A 15,770-nucleotide genomic window follows, 5' to 3' on the forward strand; every position below is an offset into this window, starting at 1 on the left:
CATTCACCCACTGCCGACTGACGATTTCCCCATCCGACGTCAGATACTCCCCTGCCTTCAGGGGACGTGACGGCTGGACGGACAGATCAATCCACTCACCCCTGCCGCCGCCTGACCCTCCGTCATGTGACAGTTCCTCGACCTCGACAAAGAAACCTTTGGGAAGTGCCCCTGCGAGGGGTTTCCCTTCCTGGCGAAAACTGTCTGGCGTCCCCACGATGAACACGCCCCGCTTCACCTCGTCGGAGACGGCCCCCCTGGCCTTCCACAACTGCAACCTGCTCTGGCTGTACTTCGGCTCCGATTCCTTCTACCTCGACCAGAGCCGGGCACCTGTCCTGCTCGGTGAAGGGTCATGGGCCGACTACGACCTCGTCGCGCCGGGGGACTGCACCGGGAACGGGCACGTGGACCTCATCGCCCGCGACAGGGGCACCGGCCGACTACACCTCTTCGAGGGCACGGGGTACTCCGGCGAGGGGCTCGGTTTCACGTCGGCGTCCGTCGTCCTCGGCACCGGCTGGACACCTGCCAACCGGCCGCTGATCACGGCCGTCCCGGATGCGGACGGAGACGCCAAGGCCGATGTCTGGGCGACCGGGGGCAACGATCAGTTCTACTTCTACCCGAACATCTCGGGCAGCGGGGTCGCCGTGGGCACTGCGGGCTCGCTGGGCTTCCAGACGTTGAGCTGATCCCGGCAGCGCGGAGACATAGAGTCGGCCCGTACCGGATTCGTTCCGGTACGGGCCGACTTCACGTGTTTCATTCGCGTTCGCAGGGAGAACCGTCGTCTACTCCTCCGGTGGGAAGACGACCTCTCCCGAGTCGGTCAGTGTGATCGTGATCGCCTCGACCGGGCACCCCTCCGCGGCCGCGAGGACCTTCTCGTCGGCGTCGGTCTCCGGGGCCGACGGGCGGGACTGTCGGGCGGTGTCCAGGGCGAAGGCGCCCGGAGCGTGGTTCACACACATCCCGGATCCGATGCAGACCCCTCGGTCGACCTCGACGGTCCAGCGGTCGCCCATCACGCCCCCTCGTATCCGGCCGGCAGGTGGATCATCTTGTGCTCGAAGAACTCGCCGTACCCCTCGGGCCCGAACTCCCGGCCCAGGCCGGAGTTCTTGTACCCGCCGAACGGGCCGAGCATGTCGAGGCTGAAGGTGTTCACGCTGTACGTGCCCGTCCTGACCCGGCGGGCGATGTCGATGCCGCGCTCGGTGTCGGCGGTCCAGACGCTGCCGCTGAGCCCGTAGTCGGAGTCATTGGCGATCCGTACGGCCTCGTCCTCGTCTCCGTACGGCAGCAGGCAGATGACGGGGCCGAAGATTTCCTCGCGGGCGATCCGCATCGAGTTGTCGACGTCGCCGAAGAGGGTCGGCTCGACGTACCAGCCCCGTTCCTGGGACGCCGGGCGGCCGCCGCCGGTGAGGATCTTGGCGCCCTCGTCCTGCCCGATCCGAATGTAGTCGAGCGAGCGCCGCTGCTGGCGCCGGGCGACCAGGGGGCCGAGTTCGGTGGCCGGGTCGAGCGGGTCGCCGACCTTCAGCGCACCCGCCGCCGCGGCGAACGCCTCGGCCGTCTCGTCGTAGCGGGAGCGCGGTACGAGGATGCGGGTCTGGGCCACGCACGCCTGGCCGTTGATCATCCAGGCGAAGGGGACGATGCCCGCGACGGCGGCGTCCAGATCGGCGTCCGGGAGGATGACGGCGGCGGACTTGCCGCCCAACTCCAGGGTGACCCGGGTGAGATTGCGCGAGGCGACCTCCATCACCCGGCGCCCGGCGGCCACGGACCCGGTGAACGACACCTTGTCGACGCCGGGATGCCCGACCAGGTACTCGCTGACCTCGCGGTCGGCCGGGAGGATGGAGAGCACGCCCTCCGGCAGCCCGGCATCGGCGGCGATCTCGGCCAGGATGTAGGCGTCCAGCGGCGATTCGGGCGAGACCTTGAGCACGGCGGAGCAGCCGGCCAGCAGCGCGGGCGCCAGCTTGGCGGCAGCGGTGAACTGCGGAACGTTCCACGGCACCACGGCCGCGACCACCCCGACCGGCTCCCGCCGCACCAGCAACGGCCCCAGCGCCCCGGTCCGCCGCTCCTCGTACGGGAACTCGCGGGCCACGGTGATCGCCGAGTCCCACACCATCATCGCGGCGAGCGCCTGCACCATGACGCTCGACGTGTACGGGGTGCCGTTCTCCGAGCTGATGACCCGGGCGATCTCCTCGTACCGGACGGCGAACGCGTCCTTGATCCGGGTCACCACCGCGATCCGCTCGTCCAGGCTCATCCGGGGCCAGGGCCCCTCGTCGAACGCCCACCGCCCGGCGGCGACGGCACGGTCCACGTCCGCCTCGCAGGCGTGCGGCACCCGGCCGATGACCTGTTCGGTGTGCGGCGAGACGACCTCGATCGTGTCCCGGCCCAGCGGATCGACCAACTCCCCGCCGATGAACAGTTTTCCGTGTTCGACAAGCTCGGTCATGGCTGCTGCCTCCCGCGGCCCGGCGCGTTGCCCGAATCGGTATCCGACTCGACATCTGACTCTGTGTCAGAACTGATACCAGTTCCAGTTCCAGGAGTCCACGGGCACGACGGCACCCCGGACGAGATGGTCGACCGGGGCTACTACTGGAACAAGTTCTCGTTACAGTGGGGGCGGCGCATCGGAGCCGCAGAGCCGCACGTCGTCCGGAGAGATGGGGACCTCATGACGCAGGTGACCGACCACGGCGGGGGCGTGCACAGCATCAAGGTGCCCATCCCGGACAATCCGCTCGGCCACACCCTCGTGCACGTCCTGGACACCGATCGGGGACCGGTCCTGATCGACACCGGGTGGGACGATCCCGAGGCGTGGGACACGCTCGGTGCCGGGCTCGCCGCCGTCGGTACGGAGATGGCGGACATCCACGGGGTGGTCATCACCCACCACCACCCCGACCACCACGGGCTCTCCGGGCAGGTGCGCGAGGCTTCCGGGGCCTGGATCGCCATGCACGCGGCGGACACCGCGATCGTGCGCCGTACCCGGGAGTCCGAACCCGGCAGGTGGCTGACGTATCTCGCGGCCAAGCTCACGGCGGTCGGTGCGCCCGAGGAGCATCTCGCGCCGTTGCGGGCCGCCGCGGCCGGCGGGGGGCGGATGCGTACCTTGCCGGGGTTGCGGGCCGCGCTGCCGGACCGGGAGATCGTGCCCGGTGAGCTGCTCGATCTGGCGGGGCGCAGGCTGCGGGCGATCTGGACGCCGGGGCACACGCCGGGGCATGTGTGCCTGCACCTGGAGGAGGAGCATCCGGGGAATCTGCCGGGCCGGGGGCGGCTCTTCTCGGGGGATCATCTGCTGCCGGGGATCAGTCCGCACATCGGGCTGTACGAGGACCCGGACGACGCGACGGTCGCCGACCCCCTCGGCGACTACCTCGACTCGTTGGAGCGCATCGGCCGTCTCGGGGCCGCCGAGGTGCTGCCCGCCCATCAGTACGCCTTCACCGACGCGGTGGGGCGCGTACGGGAACTCCTCGGCCATCACGAGGAGCGGCTGACCGGGCTGCTCGGGCTGCTGGCCGAGCCGCTGACGCCGTGGGAGCTGGCCGAGCGGATGGAGTGGAACCGGCCCTGGGAACAGATCCCGCACGGCTCCCGGAACATCGCCGTCTCGGAGGCCGAGGCGCATCTGCGCCGACTGGTGAAGCTCGGGCGCGCGGAGGCGGTGCCGGGGAGCGAGCCGGTGACGTACACAGCCGTGTGAGTGCGGGGCGGGCGGGCCGCCCCGCACGGTTCAGCTCACCGGCCGGGCCTCACTGGCCCACCCGTCCGTCGATGCACTCGCGCAACAGGTCGGCCTGCCCACAGTGCCGGGCGTACTCCTCGATCCTGTGCACCAGCAGCTCCCGGACGGAGATCTTGTCCTTCCCCAGCCGCTCGCCCAGATCCGGGTGCCCGGCCAGCGCGGCGTCGGTCGCGGCCTGCTCGCGCTCCAGATCGGCGTAGGCGGCGTCGACCACGGCCTGCTCGGCGACGGCTCCGTCGAAGTCCGCGTCACGCTTGCCGTACAGCTTCGGCAGCGGTTCGCCGTCGGTGATCCAGTTGCGCCAGTCCCGTTCCACCTCGGCGAGGTGGCGCAGGAGGCCGAGCAGCGACAGCGTCGACGGCGGGACGGACCGGCGGGCCAGCTGCTCCGCGTCCAGGCCGTCGCACTTCATCCGCAGGGTCAGCCGGTAGTCGGTCAGATACTCCGCGAGCGTCGCGAGCTCGCCCTCCGGGCTCGTGCCCTCCTTGCTGCGGGGGTCGTCGTCCGGGTCCGCCCACATGTCGGGGTAGACGGTCGCCTGGGTCCAGCGTGCGGGTTGATCGCTCATGCGAGACATGGTCGTCCGTTCGGGGCCGAACTCGCCAGTGGGTTTCCCCCGTTGCCCGCCAGTGGGTTTTCCGTGTTGCCGTCGAGCCGAAGCCGCCCCGGGCCCGGCCGGGGCCGCCCGGTAGAGTGTGCGGGTCGTCATCATGCCCGTTCAGGGGGAAGCCGGTGCGAATCCGGCACTGACCACGCAGCCGTGAGCCGTCGTCGCAGACGGTGAGTCGGAATGCCCTGTCCGCGGTCGTGACCGGCTCGGACCACCGGACCCACCGGTGGTCGGCACCGTCGAGGTATACGGAGCCGGAGCCTGGTGCCTGAGCGTGCCTGTGCCCGGTTCACCCCGCAGGAGAGGCCCCGCCCGCCATGACCGTACGCCGCAGCGCAGCAACGCTCGCCGCCACCGCCGCCGTGCTCTGCGCGGCCGCAGCGCCGGTCGCGGTCGCAGCGCCGTCCCCCTCGCCCTCGCCGTCCGCCGCACTGCCGGCCGGGCTGTACGGCACGAAGGACCCCACCTACGACGGGGTGTGGCGGCAGTCTCTGGCCTTCCTCGCCCAGCGGCTCGAAGGCGTCACACCGGCCGCGAAGTCGGTGGACTGGCTGATCTCCCAGCAGTGCGCCGACGGCTCCTACGCCGCGTTCCGGCCCGATGTCTCCAAGCCGTGCGAGGCGAAGACGATGCGGGACACCAATGCCACCGCGGCCGCCACCCAGGCGCTGGTCGAGGTCGGCGGACACCGGGAGACCGTGAACAACTCGGTGCGCTGGCTGAAGTCCGTGCAGAACGAGGACGGCGGCTGGGGCTACACCGCGGGCGCGCCCAGCGATGCCAACTCCACCTCCCTGGTGATCGGCGCCCTCGCCCGGCAGGGGCAGCGGCTCGCGGACATCACGACCCCCGGCGGCAAGACCCCGTACGACCCGCTGCTCGCGCTCGCGATCCCGTGCGGCGGCAAGGACGGCGGCGCCTTCGCCTACCAGCCCGACAAGAAGGGGAAGCTCGTCGCGAACGCGGACGCCACCGCGGCCGCCGTGCTCGGCGCGATGGGCAAGGCACTGGCCGTCGGGAACAACGCCGCGGGCAAGGCGCCCAGCTGCCACCCCGGTTCCGGCCTCACGCCCGAGCAGGCCGCCCAGAACGGCGCCCGCTACCTCACCGGCGCCCTCGCCGGGAACGGCCACCTGAACCAGGCGCCGATGCCGGGTGCCACCGACTCCACCCCGCAGCCCGACTTCGGCAACACCGCGGACGCGGTCGTCGCGCTGTCCGCGGCCGGGCACCAGGACAAGGCGGCCGGGGCGATCGGCTGGCTGAAGAAGAACTCCGCGGACTGGGCCGCCCAGAACGGCCCCGCCGCCTACGCCCAGCTGATCCTGGCCGCCCACTCGACCGGCGACAACGCCCGGGACTTCGGCGGCGTCGACCTGGTCGCCCGGCTGAACGCGGCCGGCCCCGCGCCCGCCGCCGTCGTGACGCCCGACCCGTCCGCCGACACCGGGTACGAGGCCACCGAGAAGGACCAGGTCCACAGCGGCGACGACGTGATCGGGGGCGTGTGGTGGTACATCGGCATCGCCCTCGTCCTCGCGGCAATCGCGTTCTTCCTGATCAGTGGTCGCCGGAAGAACAGGCAGCCGTGAGGCGCACGGGAAGGGCCACCGCGCTGCTGGTGGTCCTGGGCGCCGTCCTGGCCGTGCTCGGCGCGGGTCCGGCCCAGGCGGCCGGCTACCGGTACTGGTCGTTCTGGGAAGGTTCCGGCTCCGACTGGACGTACGCCGCCCAGGGCCCGTCCCTGGTCCGGCCCGACGACGGGGCGGTGCAGGGTTTCCGGTTCTCGGTGAGCGAGGACTCCCAGGACTCGGCGAAGCCGCGCCGCGCCCCCGACTTCACGAAGATCTGCGCGAACACCCCGGCCCAGGACGGCACCAAGCGGATCGCGCTCGTCATCGACCCGGGCACGGCCGGTGACGCCCCGGCCGGTGGGACACCGCCCGCGCTGCGCACCGCGTGCGCGCGGGTCGACCCCGAGGCGAGCGCCGCGGAGGCGCTCGCCTCGGTGGCCGAGCCCTTGCGGTACAGCAGCGACGCGATGCTCTGCGCGATCACCGGCTACCCGGCCTCCGGCTGCGGCGAACAGGTCTCCGGCGACGGGCACGGCACGCCTGCCGCGTCCGCCTCCGCCTCCGCCTCCGCCTCACCGGCCGGATCCGCGGCCGCCACCGGCTCGGGCGGCTCCGGCGGCGGCCCGTCCGCCGGGGTGCTCGTCGGTGTCGGCGCCGTTCTCCTCCTCGGCATCGCCGCGGTCGTGCAGGCCCGCCGCCGCCGCGGATGACCGCCTCGACCAGCTCCGCGGTCCTGGCGCGCCGCCGTCCGCTGCGCGCCCCCGAGGCGAACCGGAGCAACGCCCTTCCCGCCGGGGCCTGGTGGCTGTGGGCGCTCGGCCTCGCCACCGCCGCCTCCCGGACCACCAATCCGCTGCTCCTCGGGCTGCTGGTGGGGGTGGCCGGTTACGTCGTGGCGGCGCGCCGCACGGACGCGCCGTGGGCCCGTTCGTACGGGGCGTTCATCAGGATCGGGCTGTTCGTCGTCGCTGTGCGGCTGATCTTCTCCGTCTTTCTCGGTTCGCCGATCCCCGGCACGCACCTGGTGTTCACGCTCCCCGAAGTGCCGCTGCCCGACTGGGCGAAGGGGGTCAGGATCGGCGGCCGGGTCACCGCCGAGCAGTTGCTCTTCGCGCTCTACGACGGGGCGAAACTGGCCACGCTGCTGATCTGTATCGGTGCGGCGAACTCGCTCGCCAACCCGGCCCGGCTGCTGAAGTCGCTGCCGGGCGCGCTGTACGAGGCGGGCGTCGCCGTCGTCGTCGCGATGACGTTCGCGCCGAACATGGTCGCCGACGTGCTGCGGCTGCGCACCGCACGGCGGCTGCGGGGCCGTCCGACCGGGGGCATCAAGGCGGTCCTCCAGATCGGCCTGCCGGTCCTGGAGGGCGCGCTGGAGCGGTCGGTCGCGGTGGCGGCGTCGATGGACGCGCGCGGATACGGGCGTACCGCCCGGGTCCCGACCGCCGTCCGGCACACCACGAACGTGCTCACGCTCGGCGGGCTGCTCGGGGTGTGTGCCGGTACGTACGGTCTGCTGGCCGCGCAGGGCGCGGTGTACGGGCTGCCGCTGCTGATCACCGGGCTCGTCGCCGCGATGGCCGGGCTGCGGCTCGGCGGGGCCCGTTCGGTCCGTACCCGCTACCGGCCCGACCGGTGGGGTGCGCGGGCCTGGCTGGTGGCGGGTTCGGGTGTCGTGGTGGCGGTGGCGATGATCTGGGCGGGCGGTGTCGACGGGGCGGCGCTGCACCCCGGAGTCGTACCGCTGGTCGCGCCGGTGCTTCCGCTGTGGCCCGCGGCCGCGGTGCTGATCGGGCTGCTGCCCGCGGTGGTGGCGCCAGTGCCGCCGTCGGCGGGCGCCCCGAAATCCAAGGAGATCCAGTGATCCGGTTCGAGCAGGTCTCGGTGCGCTACGAGGGGGCGGAGCGCCCCACCCTCTCCGGGGTCGATCTGACCGTCCCCGAGGGTGAGTTGGTGCTGCTCGTCGGTCCGTCCGGGGTCGGCAAGTCGACGCTCCTGGGTGCCGTTTCGGGTCTGGTGCCGCACTTCACCGGTGGCACGCTGAGCGGCCGGGTCACGGTCGACGGGCGCGACACCCGTACCCACAAACCGCGCGAACTCGCCGATCTGGTCGGCACGGTGGGCCAGGACCCGCTCTCCCACTTCGTCACCGACACGGTCGAGGACGAGCTGGCGTACGGCATGGAGTCGCTGGGCCTGGCCCCCGACGTGATGCGGCGGCGGGTCGAGGAGACCCTGGACCTGCTGGGGCTCGCCGGGCTGCGCGACCGGCCGATCGCCACGCTCTCCGGCGGCCAGCAGCAGCGGGTCGCGATCGGTTCCGTCCTCACCCCGCACCCGAAGGTGCTGGTCCTCGACGAGCCGACGTCCGCGCTGGACCCGGCGGCGGCCGAGGAGGTCCTCGCCGTGCTGCAACGGCTGGTGCACGACCTGGGCACGACGGTCCTGATGGCGGAGCACCGGCTGGAGCGGGTGGTGCAGTACGCGGACCAGGTCGTCCTGCTGCCGTCGCCGGGGGCCGCCCCGGTCATGGGCGCGCCCGCGGACGTCATGGCCGTCTCCCCGGTCCACCCGCCGGTCGTCGCGCTGGGCAGGCTGGCGGGGTGGGAGCCGCTGCCGCTCTCGGTCCGCGACGCCCGGCGCCGGGCGGCGGACCTGCGCGAGCGGCTGGCGTCGGTGCGCCCGCCCGCCCCGGAGCCGGTGGCCGCTCCCGCACCGCTGCCCCTCGCGCCCTCCCCCGTACGGCGCGGCGCCCTCGCCCGGCTGCTGGGCCGCGGCGCGCAGACCGCCGACGTTCCCGAGCCGACCGTCGGCGCCACGGCCCGGGTCGAGCGGCTCGGTGTACGGCGCGGGCGGGTCGAGGCGCTGCGCCGGGTGACGCTCACCGTCGCCCCCGGCGAGACCGTCGCCCTGATGGGCCGCAACGGCGCGGGCAAGTCCACCCTGCTGGCCACGCTCGTCGGCATGGTCGAGCCCACCACCGGCACCGTCCTGGTCGGCGGCCGGACCCCGCACCGCACCGAGCCGCGCCAGATGGTGCGCCGGGTCGGGCTCGTACCGCAGGAGCCGCGCGATCTGCTGTACGCGGACACCGTCGCCGCCGAGTGCGCCGCGGCCGACAGCGACGCCGGCGCCGCCCCCGGCAGCTGCCGGGCCCTGGTCTCCGAACTGCTGCCGGGCGTGCCGGACGACACCCACCCCCGCGATCTCTCCGAGGGCCAGCGCCTCGCGCTCGCCCTGGCCGTCGTGCTCACCGCGCGGCCCCCACTGCTGCTCCTGGACGAGCCGACCCGCGGTCTGGACTATGCGGCGAAGACCCGGCTGGTCGGGGTGCTCCGCGGCCTCGCGGCCGACGGCCACGCGATCGTCCTGGCCACGCACGACGTGGAGCTCGCCGCCGAGCTGGCGCACCGGGTGGTGATCCTCGCCGACGGGGAGACCGTCGCGGACGGGGAGACCCGGCAGGTGGTGGTCTCGTCGCCGGCGTTCGCCCCGCAGACCGCGAAGATCCTCGCCCCGCAGGAATGGCTGACCGTGCCACAGGTGCGCGCCGCGCTGGGAGAGCCGTCGTGAGCGCGCCCCAGGCGCGGCCGGTACGGCTCGGGCCGCGCGCGATCGCCGCGCTCGTCCTCGTCAGCGCGATCGGTGTGGTCGCGTTCGGCTGGCCGCTGCTGGCCGGCCCCGGCGCCGGTCTGGCGCACTCCCGGGACGCGCCGTGGCTGTTCGCCGCGCTGTTGCCGCTGCTGGTCGGGGTCGTCGTCGCGATGATCGCGGACTCCGGTCTCGACGCGAAGGCGGTGGCGATGCTGGGGGTGCTGGCCGCGGTCGGCGCGGCCCTGCGCCCGCTGGGGGCGGGCACGGCGGGGCTGGAGCCGATGTTCTTCCTGATGGTGCTGAGCGGCCGGGTGCTCGGGCCCGGCTTCGGCTTCGTGCTCGGCTCGGTGACCATGTTCGCCTCGGCGCTGCTCACCGGTGGTGTGGGGCCGTGGATGCCGTTCCAGATGCTGTCGATGGGCTGGTTCGCGATGGGCGCGGGCCTGCTGCCGGGCCCGGACCGGCTGCGCGGGCGGGGCGAGCTGCTGATGCTGGCGGGGTTCGGGTTCGTGGCGTCGTTCGCGTACGGCACGGTGATGAACCTTTACGGCTGGACGATCGTGCCCGGTCTCGGCTCGGGCATCGCCTTCCACCCGGGCGACCCGCTGGCCGACAACCTGGTCCGCTTCCTCGCGTACTGCGCGGCCACCTCGCTCGGTTGGGACCTGGGCCGGGCGGTGCTCACCGCGGTACTGACCCTGGCCGTCGGTCCGGCGCTGCTGAAGGCGCTGCGCCGGGCCACCCGCCGCGCCAACTTCGAGGCCCAGGTCACATTCGACGGCCCCCGCGAGTGAGGGCTCCCACAGGACAGCCCGTGCGCCGCCCGGTCCTTCTGGCAGTCCAACAGCTGGTACTGAGCCGGCACCGCCGACTTCCCCGTACGAAGGCCCCGACCACCGGTCGGGGCCTTCGCCCCATGCGGCCCCCCGCCCCGGCCTCGGCCCCCGCCCCGGTCACCCACCCGAGCGAATAGGGCACTTGATATCATTTGGCCAACATAATTACCGGTTAGGCCATCTAGGCGCATTTGGCTTGTCCATCCTTTCCCGGCGGCCACCGGCGCGTTGTGAATCTCGTGGAACCACGAGAATTCTGGGAGCGGAACACCGTCCTGGCGGAAGCTTTCTGCGCCAGCGACGAACGCATGCGCCAGGCACAGGCGTTGCTGGACGAAATGCAGGCGGAGCGGAGCAGGACGCTGGCCGCCTTCGCCGTCACGGTCGGTGACGACGGATCGATCGCGGACATGATGGGCCTGAACGAACGCGAAGTGCGATTAGCACGACGCACCGTCGGCCGCACCGAGGCACGGTCCCTGGCCGAGGAGCTCCTGAACCGGCCCTCGTCCCCGGCGGGCGAATCGGCGGCGGAGCCTGCCGCCGTGCAGGAGAACGCCCTGCCGCACCCGGCCGACGAGACCCCTTCTTCACCGCCGCCCAAGGCCCCGCAGCCCGCCACACCACCGGCTGCGCCCCCGGCCCCGGCCCCTGCGCCGGCCACGACCGGGACCCTTGCCTACATCCCGTCGCCGTCTCCGCCCGTCGAGATGGAGAACACCGTCGTCTGGTCGCCGAGCATGGACTCCGTGCTGCTGTGGAGCTGGGAGTCCGGTCTCGATCTGCAGACGGTGGCCGCCGAACTCGGCCTGGAGGTACGCGCACTGCTGATGCGCGTACAGGAACTCGCCAACGACGGGCTGCTCACGCTCGCGACCCCGGTCGCGGACATCGGCCGGTCCGGGCGGCACCGCCGCCACCACGAGGAGGGATACGCGGCGCTGTTCAGCCCCACCGCCACCTTCCCCACCCACGTGCCGTATTGAGGCACGCCCCCCGTCGCCCCGGCGACGCGGGCCCCGGCCGGACGACCGGCCGGGGTTCCCCCACTCCTCCCGCCCCACGGGCCCACCGCGCTCAGCGCCGCGCGGCCACCGTGTCGAACCAGCGGACGATCTGCGGCCCCGACTTCATGTACGTGGTGTTGTGGTCGGCCGATCCCTGGTCGATCACCGGGGCGTCGACGCCCCGGGCGGCCAGATCGGCGGCGCAGTTGCGGGCGTTGGCGATCGGGACATCGGTGTCGCCGGACGAGGAGTAGAGACGTACCGGGACGTCCGGCTTCCAGGCGCAGTTGCCGTCCTGGGCGCGCGCCGCGTCCAGCAGACCGCCGGTGAGGTGCTGGAGCCGGCGGTAGTAGTCGTCGGTGAGTAGCTCCTTCAGCGTCGCGGGCAGCGCCGGGATGATCTCCTCCTCGGTGTGGTGGGTGTCGAAGAGCTCGTCCACGATTCCCGCGTAGGGCTTCCGGAACGCCTCGGAGGGGTCCTTGTAGAGCGGGTGCAGTCTGCTCTGCGCGGTGAGGTAGTACGTCATGTAGAAGACGGCGCTGGTGTCGTTGACCCTGCCGTCGAAGAGGGCGGGCGTCTCCGCGTGCTCGATGTCGTAGGGGCCCGATACGGGGCCGAGGGCCCGGAGCCTGAAGTGCCGGTCCACGCCGTTGTCGAGGGCCTTGCCCAGGGCCATCGCGACCTGGCCGCCCTGCGAGAAGCCGCTGGCGTACACATCGCCGGTGAGCGGCCGGTCCAGACGCTGCGCGGCGGTGCGGGAGGCCCTCAGCATGTCGACGGAGGCGTTGACGGAGGACTTGGTGTCCATGTACGGGTGGCGTCCGGGGCCCTTGCCGAGGCCCAGGTAGTCGGGCGCGGCGACGGCGCGGCCCGCCGAGGCGTGGAGGTACGGGGCGAAGCGGCCGAAGTCCTCGCCGACGGAGGGTGCGTAGTCGCGGTGGGCCATGGTGCCGTGGGTGTCGGAGACCACGTCGAGACGGTGGGGGCCGCCCTTGGGGAGGGCGAGGAGACCGGTCGCGGTGGTGGGTGCGCCCTGCGGGGTGACGGTGCGGTAGGTGAGGCGGTAGGCCCGCAGTCCGTGGCGGACGGTGCCGGTGTCCATGCCGCCCGCGGCGAGGAACCGGGCGACGTCCGCACGGTCGAGGTCGGCCACGGGGGTGATGCCCAGCAGGGTTCCTCTGCCGTGCACGGTGTCCGAGTGCGGTGCCCCGGGTGCCCCGGCGGGCTGTTGTGCGACGGCGGGCACGGCGCCCAGGGCGGCGAGGACCATCACCGCGGCGGCCGCCGTCGTCCGACGGGCGATGCGCCGGCGCCTGCGCGAAGTCGGGTATCCGGTACGGCTGTTGTTGTCATCCATGACCACGACGCTATTCAGCCGGGCGCCGCGCCGACATCGGCGTGGACCCCCGGCCCGGGGTGCACCTGACAACACCCCCCGGGCGGGGGTCCACCCTCCGCGGAGCCGCCGGGCAGCGCCCCGGGTCAGAGCCGCTGGATGATCGTCCCCGTCGCCAGCGCGCCGCCCGCGCACATCGTGATGAGGGCGAACTCCTTGTCACGGCGCTCCAGTTCGTGCAGGGCCGTGGTGATCAGCCGGGCCCCGGTGGCGCCCACCGGGTGACCGAGCGCGATGGCACCGCCGTTGACGTTGACCTTTTCGAGGTCCTGCCCGAAGACCTGCGTCCAGCTCAGCACCACGGACGCGAAGGCCTCGTTGATCTCGACGATGTCGATGTCCTTGAGCGACATCCCGGCCTTGCCGAGCACCGCACGGGTCGCGTCGATCGGCCCGTCGAGGTGGAAGTGCGGGTCCGAACCGACCAGGGCCTGGGCGACTATCCGGGCGCGCGGCTTGAGCTTGAGCGCGCGCGCCATCCGCTTGGAGGCCCACATGATCGCGCAGGCGCCGTCGGAGATCTGCGAGGAGTTGCCCGCGGTGTGGATGGCGGTGGGCATGACCGGCTTGAGCCGGGCGAGCCCCTCCATGGTGGTGTCGCGCAGCCCTTCGTCCCGGTCGACCAGGCGCCACATGCCCTGTCCGGCCGCCTGTTCCTCCTCGGTGGTCGGCACCTGGACGGCGTACGTCTCCCGTTTGAACCGTTCCTCGGCCCAGGCCACGGCGGCCCGCTCCTGCGAGATCAGCCCGAGCGAGTCGACGTTCTCCCGGGTCAGCCCGCGCTTGCGGGCGATGCGCTCGGCGGCCTCGAACTGGTTGGGCAGGTCGACGTTCCACTCGTCGGGCCAGGGCTTGCCCGGCCCGTGCTTGGAGCCGCTGCCCAGCGGCACGCGCGACATCGCCTCGACACCGCAGCTGATGCCGACGTCGATGACTCCGGCCGCGACCATGTTGGCCACCATGTGGGAGGCCTGCTGCGAGGAACCGCACTGGCAGTCCACGGTGGTGGCGGCGGTCTCGTACGGAAGACCCACGGCGAGCCAGGCGTTACGGGCCGGGTTCATGGACTGTTCGCCGGCGTGGGTGACCGTGCCGCCGACGATCTGTTCGACGCAGTCGGCGTGGATGCCGGTGCGGCCGAGGAGTTCTCGGTAGGTCTCGCCCAGCAGATAGCCGGGATGCAGATTGGCGAGCGCGCCTCCGCGCTTGCCGATGGGCGTGCGTACTGCTTCGACGATGACGGGTTCCGCGGCCATGAGCTCGTCCTCTCCTCGCACTTCCGCAGGGGCGTCCCGGCGCCCGCGGATGGAACTAGTACGCGTTCTAGTTCTTTAGCAGTCTTATGAGGCTTACCCCCGGTACGCAAGAGGGCTGCACGCTCCTTGCGTCCGCTTCATACCGGCCCCACCCACTCGTCACGCAACAGAACGAACCACCTCTCTTGCCAGTTGTAGAACTCGTTACTACCTTTCCGTCAACATCTGATGGGTCGTCAGGCAGCGTCCGGGCGGCCCTCGGACCGACCTGGAGATGCCGATGTCCTGCCCCCATCTGCCCGAAGGGTTCGACTTCACCGATCCCGATCTGCTCCAATCCCGTATTCCGCACCCGGAGTTCGCACAGATGCGGCAGACCGCACCGGTCTGGTGGTGCACCCAGCCGACCGGCATCTCCGGTTTCGACGACGCGGGCTACTGGGTCGTCACCCGGCATGCGGACGTCAAGTACGTCTCCACCCACCCCGAACTGTTCTCCTCCCACACCAACACCGCGGTCATCCGCTTCAACGAGTCGATCAGCCGGGACCAGATCGAGGTCCAGAAGCTGATCATGCTGAACATGGACCCGCCCGAGCACACCCGGGTCCGTCAGATCGTCCAGCGGGGCTTCACGCCCCGGGCGGTGCGCTCCCTGGAGCAGGCCCTGCGCAGCCGCGCCCGCTCGATCGTCGAGACCGCGCTCGCCTCCGCCGACGACGACGGATCGTTCGATTTCGTCACCAACATCGCCGTCGAGCTGCCGCTGCAGGCCATCGCGGAACTCATCGGCGTACCGCAGGAGGACCGGTCCAAGCTCTTCGACTGGTCCAACAAGATGGCCGCGTACGACGATCCCGAGTACGCGATCACCGAGGAGGTCGGCACCGAGGCGGCCATGGAGATCGTCTCGTACTCGATGAATCTGGCGGCCGCCCGCAAGGAGTGCCCGGCCAAGGACATCGTCTCCCAGTTGGTCGCCGCGGAGGGCGAGGGGAACCTCTCCTCCGACGAGTTCGGCTTCTTCGTGATCCTGCTCGCCGTCGCCGGGAACGAGACCACCCGCAACGCCATCAGTCACGGCATGCACGCCTTCCTCACCCACCCCGACGAGTGGGAGCTCTACAAGCGCGAGCGCCCGGAGACGACCGCCGAGGAGATCGTCCGCTGGGCCACCCCCGTGGTCTCCTTCCAGCGGACCGCCACCCAGGACACCGAACTGGGCGGGCAGCAGATCAAGAAGGGCGACAGGGTCGGGCTGTTCTACTCGTCGGCCAACAACGACCCCGAGGTCTTCGAGAACCCGGAGACCTTCGACATCTCCCGCGATCCCAACCCCCATCTCGGCTTCGGCGGCGGCGGTCCACACTTCTGCCTCGGCAAGTCCCTTGCCGTGATGGAGATCAACCTGATCTTCAACGCGGTCGCGGACGTACTTCCCGACCTGCGGCTGGTCGACGATCCGCGGCGGCTGCGCTCGGCGTGGCTCAACGGGATCAAGCAGCTCCAGGTCAGCACCGCCGCGAGCAACGCCGCCGGCGGTACCGCCGCCGGGAGCTGACCGCTGCCGTCGGTTCCGGCGGTGGGGGCTCGTTTCGGACGGCGGGGGTCTCGTTCCTCACGCCCCGGCCCCCGCCGTCCGCACCCGGCACCGCGCCCTGCCGAACCCTCGCGCGGGAGGCGCACAACGGCGCGAGGATC

At 72.0% G+C, this 15,770-nt stretch carries 14 protein-coding genes and 1 riboswitch; of the genes, 9 read left to right on the forward strand and 5 right to left on the reverse strand.

The features are described from left to right. The first annotated feature begins 218 nt into the window (after positions 1–218). Positions 219–695 (forward strand): hypothetical protein, encoded by a 477-nt coding sequence (locus ACFVX4_RS01995; protein WP_389970981.1) that lies wholly within the window; start codon positions 219–221, stop codon positions 693–695. 99 nt (positions 696–794) lie between these two features. Here the strand turns inward: ACFVX4_RS01995 and ACFVX4_RS02000 are convergent, their stop codons facing one another. Further along, positions 795–1,028: a ferredoxin gene (locus tag ACFVX4_RS02000; RefSeq protein WP_389970984.1), complete on the reverse strand. Its 234-nt coding sequence runs from the start codon at positions 1,026–1,028 to the stop codon at positions 795–797. Further along, the gene (locus tag ACFVX4_RS02005) at positions 1,028–2,488 is read right to left on the reverse strand and encodes an aldehyde dehydrogenase (protein WP_389970987.1); all 1,461 of its coding nucleotides are present in this window, start codon (positions 2,486–2,488) and stop codon (positions 1,028–1,030) included. Before ACFVX4_RS02005 ends, ACFVX4_RS02000 begins: the two co-directional genes overlap by 1 nt. A gap of 225 nt (positions 2,489–2,713) precedes the next feature. On the opposite strand from ACFVX4_RS02005, the gene ACFVX4_RS02010 reads away from it, so the two are divergent. Further along, complete coding sequence (locus ACFVX4_RS02010) at positions 2,714–3,754, forward strand: MBL fold metallo-hydrolase (RefSeq protein ID WP_389970990.1); 1,041 nt, start codon at positions 2,714–2,716, stop codon at positions 3,752–3,754. 49 nt (positions 3,755–3,803) lie between these two features. Here ACFVX4_RS02010 and ACFVX4_RS02015 read toward each other — a convergent pair whose 3' ends face one another. Beyond that, positions 3,804–4,373: a DinB family protein gene (locus ACFVX4_RS02015; RefSeq protein ID WP_389970993.1), complete on the reverse strand. Its 570-nt coding sequence runs from the start codon at positions 4,371–4,373 to the stop codon at positions 3,804–3,806. A 105-nt stretch (positions 4,374–4,478) separates the two neighbouring features. After that, a riboswitch (cobalamin riboswitch) is annotated at positions 4,479–4,614 on the forward strand. Positions 4,615–4,723: 109 nt separating this feature from the next. On the opposite strand from ACFVX4_RS02015, the gene ACFVX4_RS02020 reads away from it, so the two are divergent. The 6 genes from ACFVX4_RS02020 to ACFVX4_RS02045 all read left to right on the forward strand — a co-directional run bounded on the left by ACFVX4_RS02020 (position 4,724) and on the right by ACFVX4_RS02045 (position 11,396). Then, on the forward strand, positions 4,724–5,998 hold the full coding sequence (locus tag ACFVX4_RS02020) for a prenyltransferase/squalene oxidase repeat-containing protein (protein ID WP_389970996.1): 1,275 nt from the start codon (positions 4,724–4,726) through the stop codon (positions 5,996–5,998). Further along, on the forward strand, positions 5,995–6,690 hold the full coding sequence (locus ACFVX4_RS02025; RefSeq protein WP_389970999.1) for an SCO2322 family protein: 696 nt from the start codon (positions 5,995–5,997) through the stop codon (positions 6,688–6,690). Before ACFVX4_RS02020 ends, ACFVX4_RS02025 begins: the two co-directional genes overlap by 4 nt. After that, complete coding sequence (locus ACFVX4_RS02030; protein WP_389971002.1) at positions 6,687–7,844, forward strand: energy-coupling factor transporter transmembrane protein EcfT; 1,158 nt, start codon at positions 6,687–6,689, stop codon at positions 7,842–7,844. The genes ACFVX4_RS02025 and ACFVX4_RS02030 overlap by 4 nt, the downstream gene beginning before the upstream one ends. Further along, entirely contained in the window at positions 7,841–9,553 is a 1,713-nt protein-coding gene (locus tag ACFVX4_RS02035; RefSeq protein ID WP_389971005.1) for an ABC transporter ATP-binding protein, read from the forward strand. The genes ACFVX4_RS02030 and ACFVX4_RS02035 overlap by 4 nt, the downstream gene beginning before the upstream one ends. Then, positions 9,505–10,368, forward strand: a complete 864-nt coding sequence (locus ACFVX4_RS02040) for an ECF transporter S component (protein WP_389971008.1) — start codon at positions 9,505–9,507, stop codon at positions 10,366–10,368. The genes ACFVX4_RS02035 and ACFVX4_RS02040 overlap by 49 nt, the downstream gene beginning before the upstream one ends. A gap of 281 nt (positions 10,369–10,649) precedes the next feature. Further along, complete coding sequence (locus ACFVX4_RS02045) at positions 10,650–11,396, forward strand: hypothetical protein (RefSeq protein WP_389971011.1); 747 nt, start codon at positions 10,650–10,652, stop codon at positions 11,394–11,396. Positions 11,397–11,487: 91 nt separating this feature from the next. Here the strand turns inward: ACFVX4_RS02045 and ACFVX4_RS02050 are convergent, their stop codons facing one another. Both ACFVX4_RS02050 and ACFVX4_RS02055 read right to left on the reverse strand, forming a co-directional pair. Beyond that, the gene (locus ACFVX4_RS02050; RefSeq protein ID WP_389971014.1) at positions 11,488–12,774 is read right to left on the reverse strand and encodes an alpha/beta hydrolase; all 1,287 of its coding nucleotides are present in this window, start codon (positions 12,772–12,774) and stop codon (positions 11,488–11,490) included. A gap of 125 nt (positions 12,775–12,899) precedes the next feature. Next, complete coding sequence (locus tag ACFVX4_RS02055) at positions 12,900–14,069, reverse strand: steroid 3-ketoacyl-CoA thiolase (protein ID WP_389971017.1); 1,170 nt, start codon at positions 14,067–14,069, stop codon at positions 12,900–12,902. A 280-nt stretch (positions 14,070–14,349) separates the two neighbouring features. On the opposite strand from ACFVX4_RS02055, the gene ACFVX4_RS02060 reads away from it, so the two are divergent. Further along, on the forward strand, positions 14,350–15,630 hold the full coding sequence (locus ACFVX4_RS02060) for a cytochrome P450 (protein ID WP_389971020.1): 1,281 nt from the start codon (positions 14,350–14,352) through the stop codon (positions 15,628–15,630). Positions 15,631–15,770: the final 140 nt, after the last annotated feature.

The sequence above is a fragment of the Streptomyces sp. NPDC058240 genome (assembly GCF_042882135.1).
Taxonomy (GTDB): domain Bacteria; phylum Actinomycetota; class Actinomycetes; order Streptomycetales; family Streptomycetaceae; genus Streptomyces.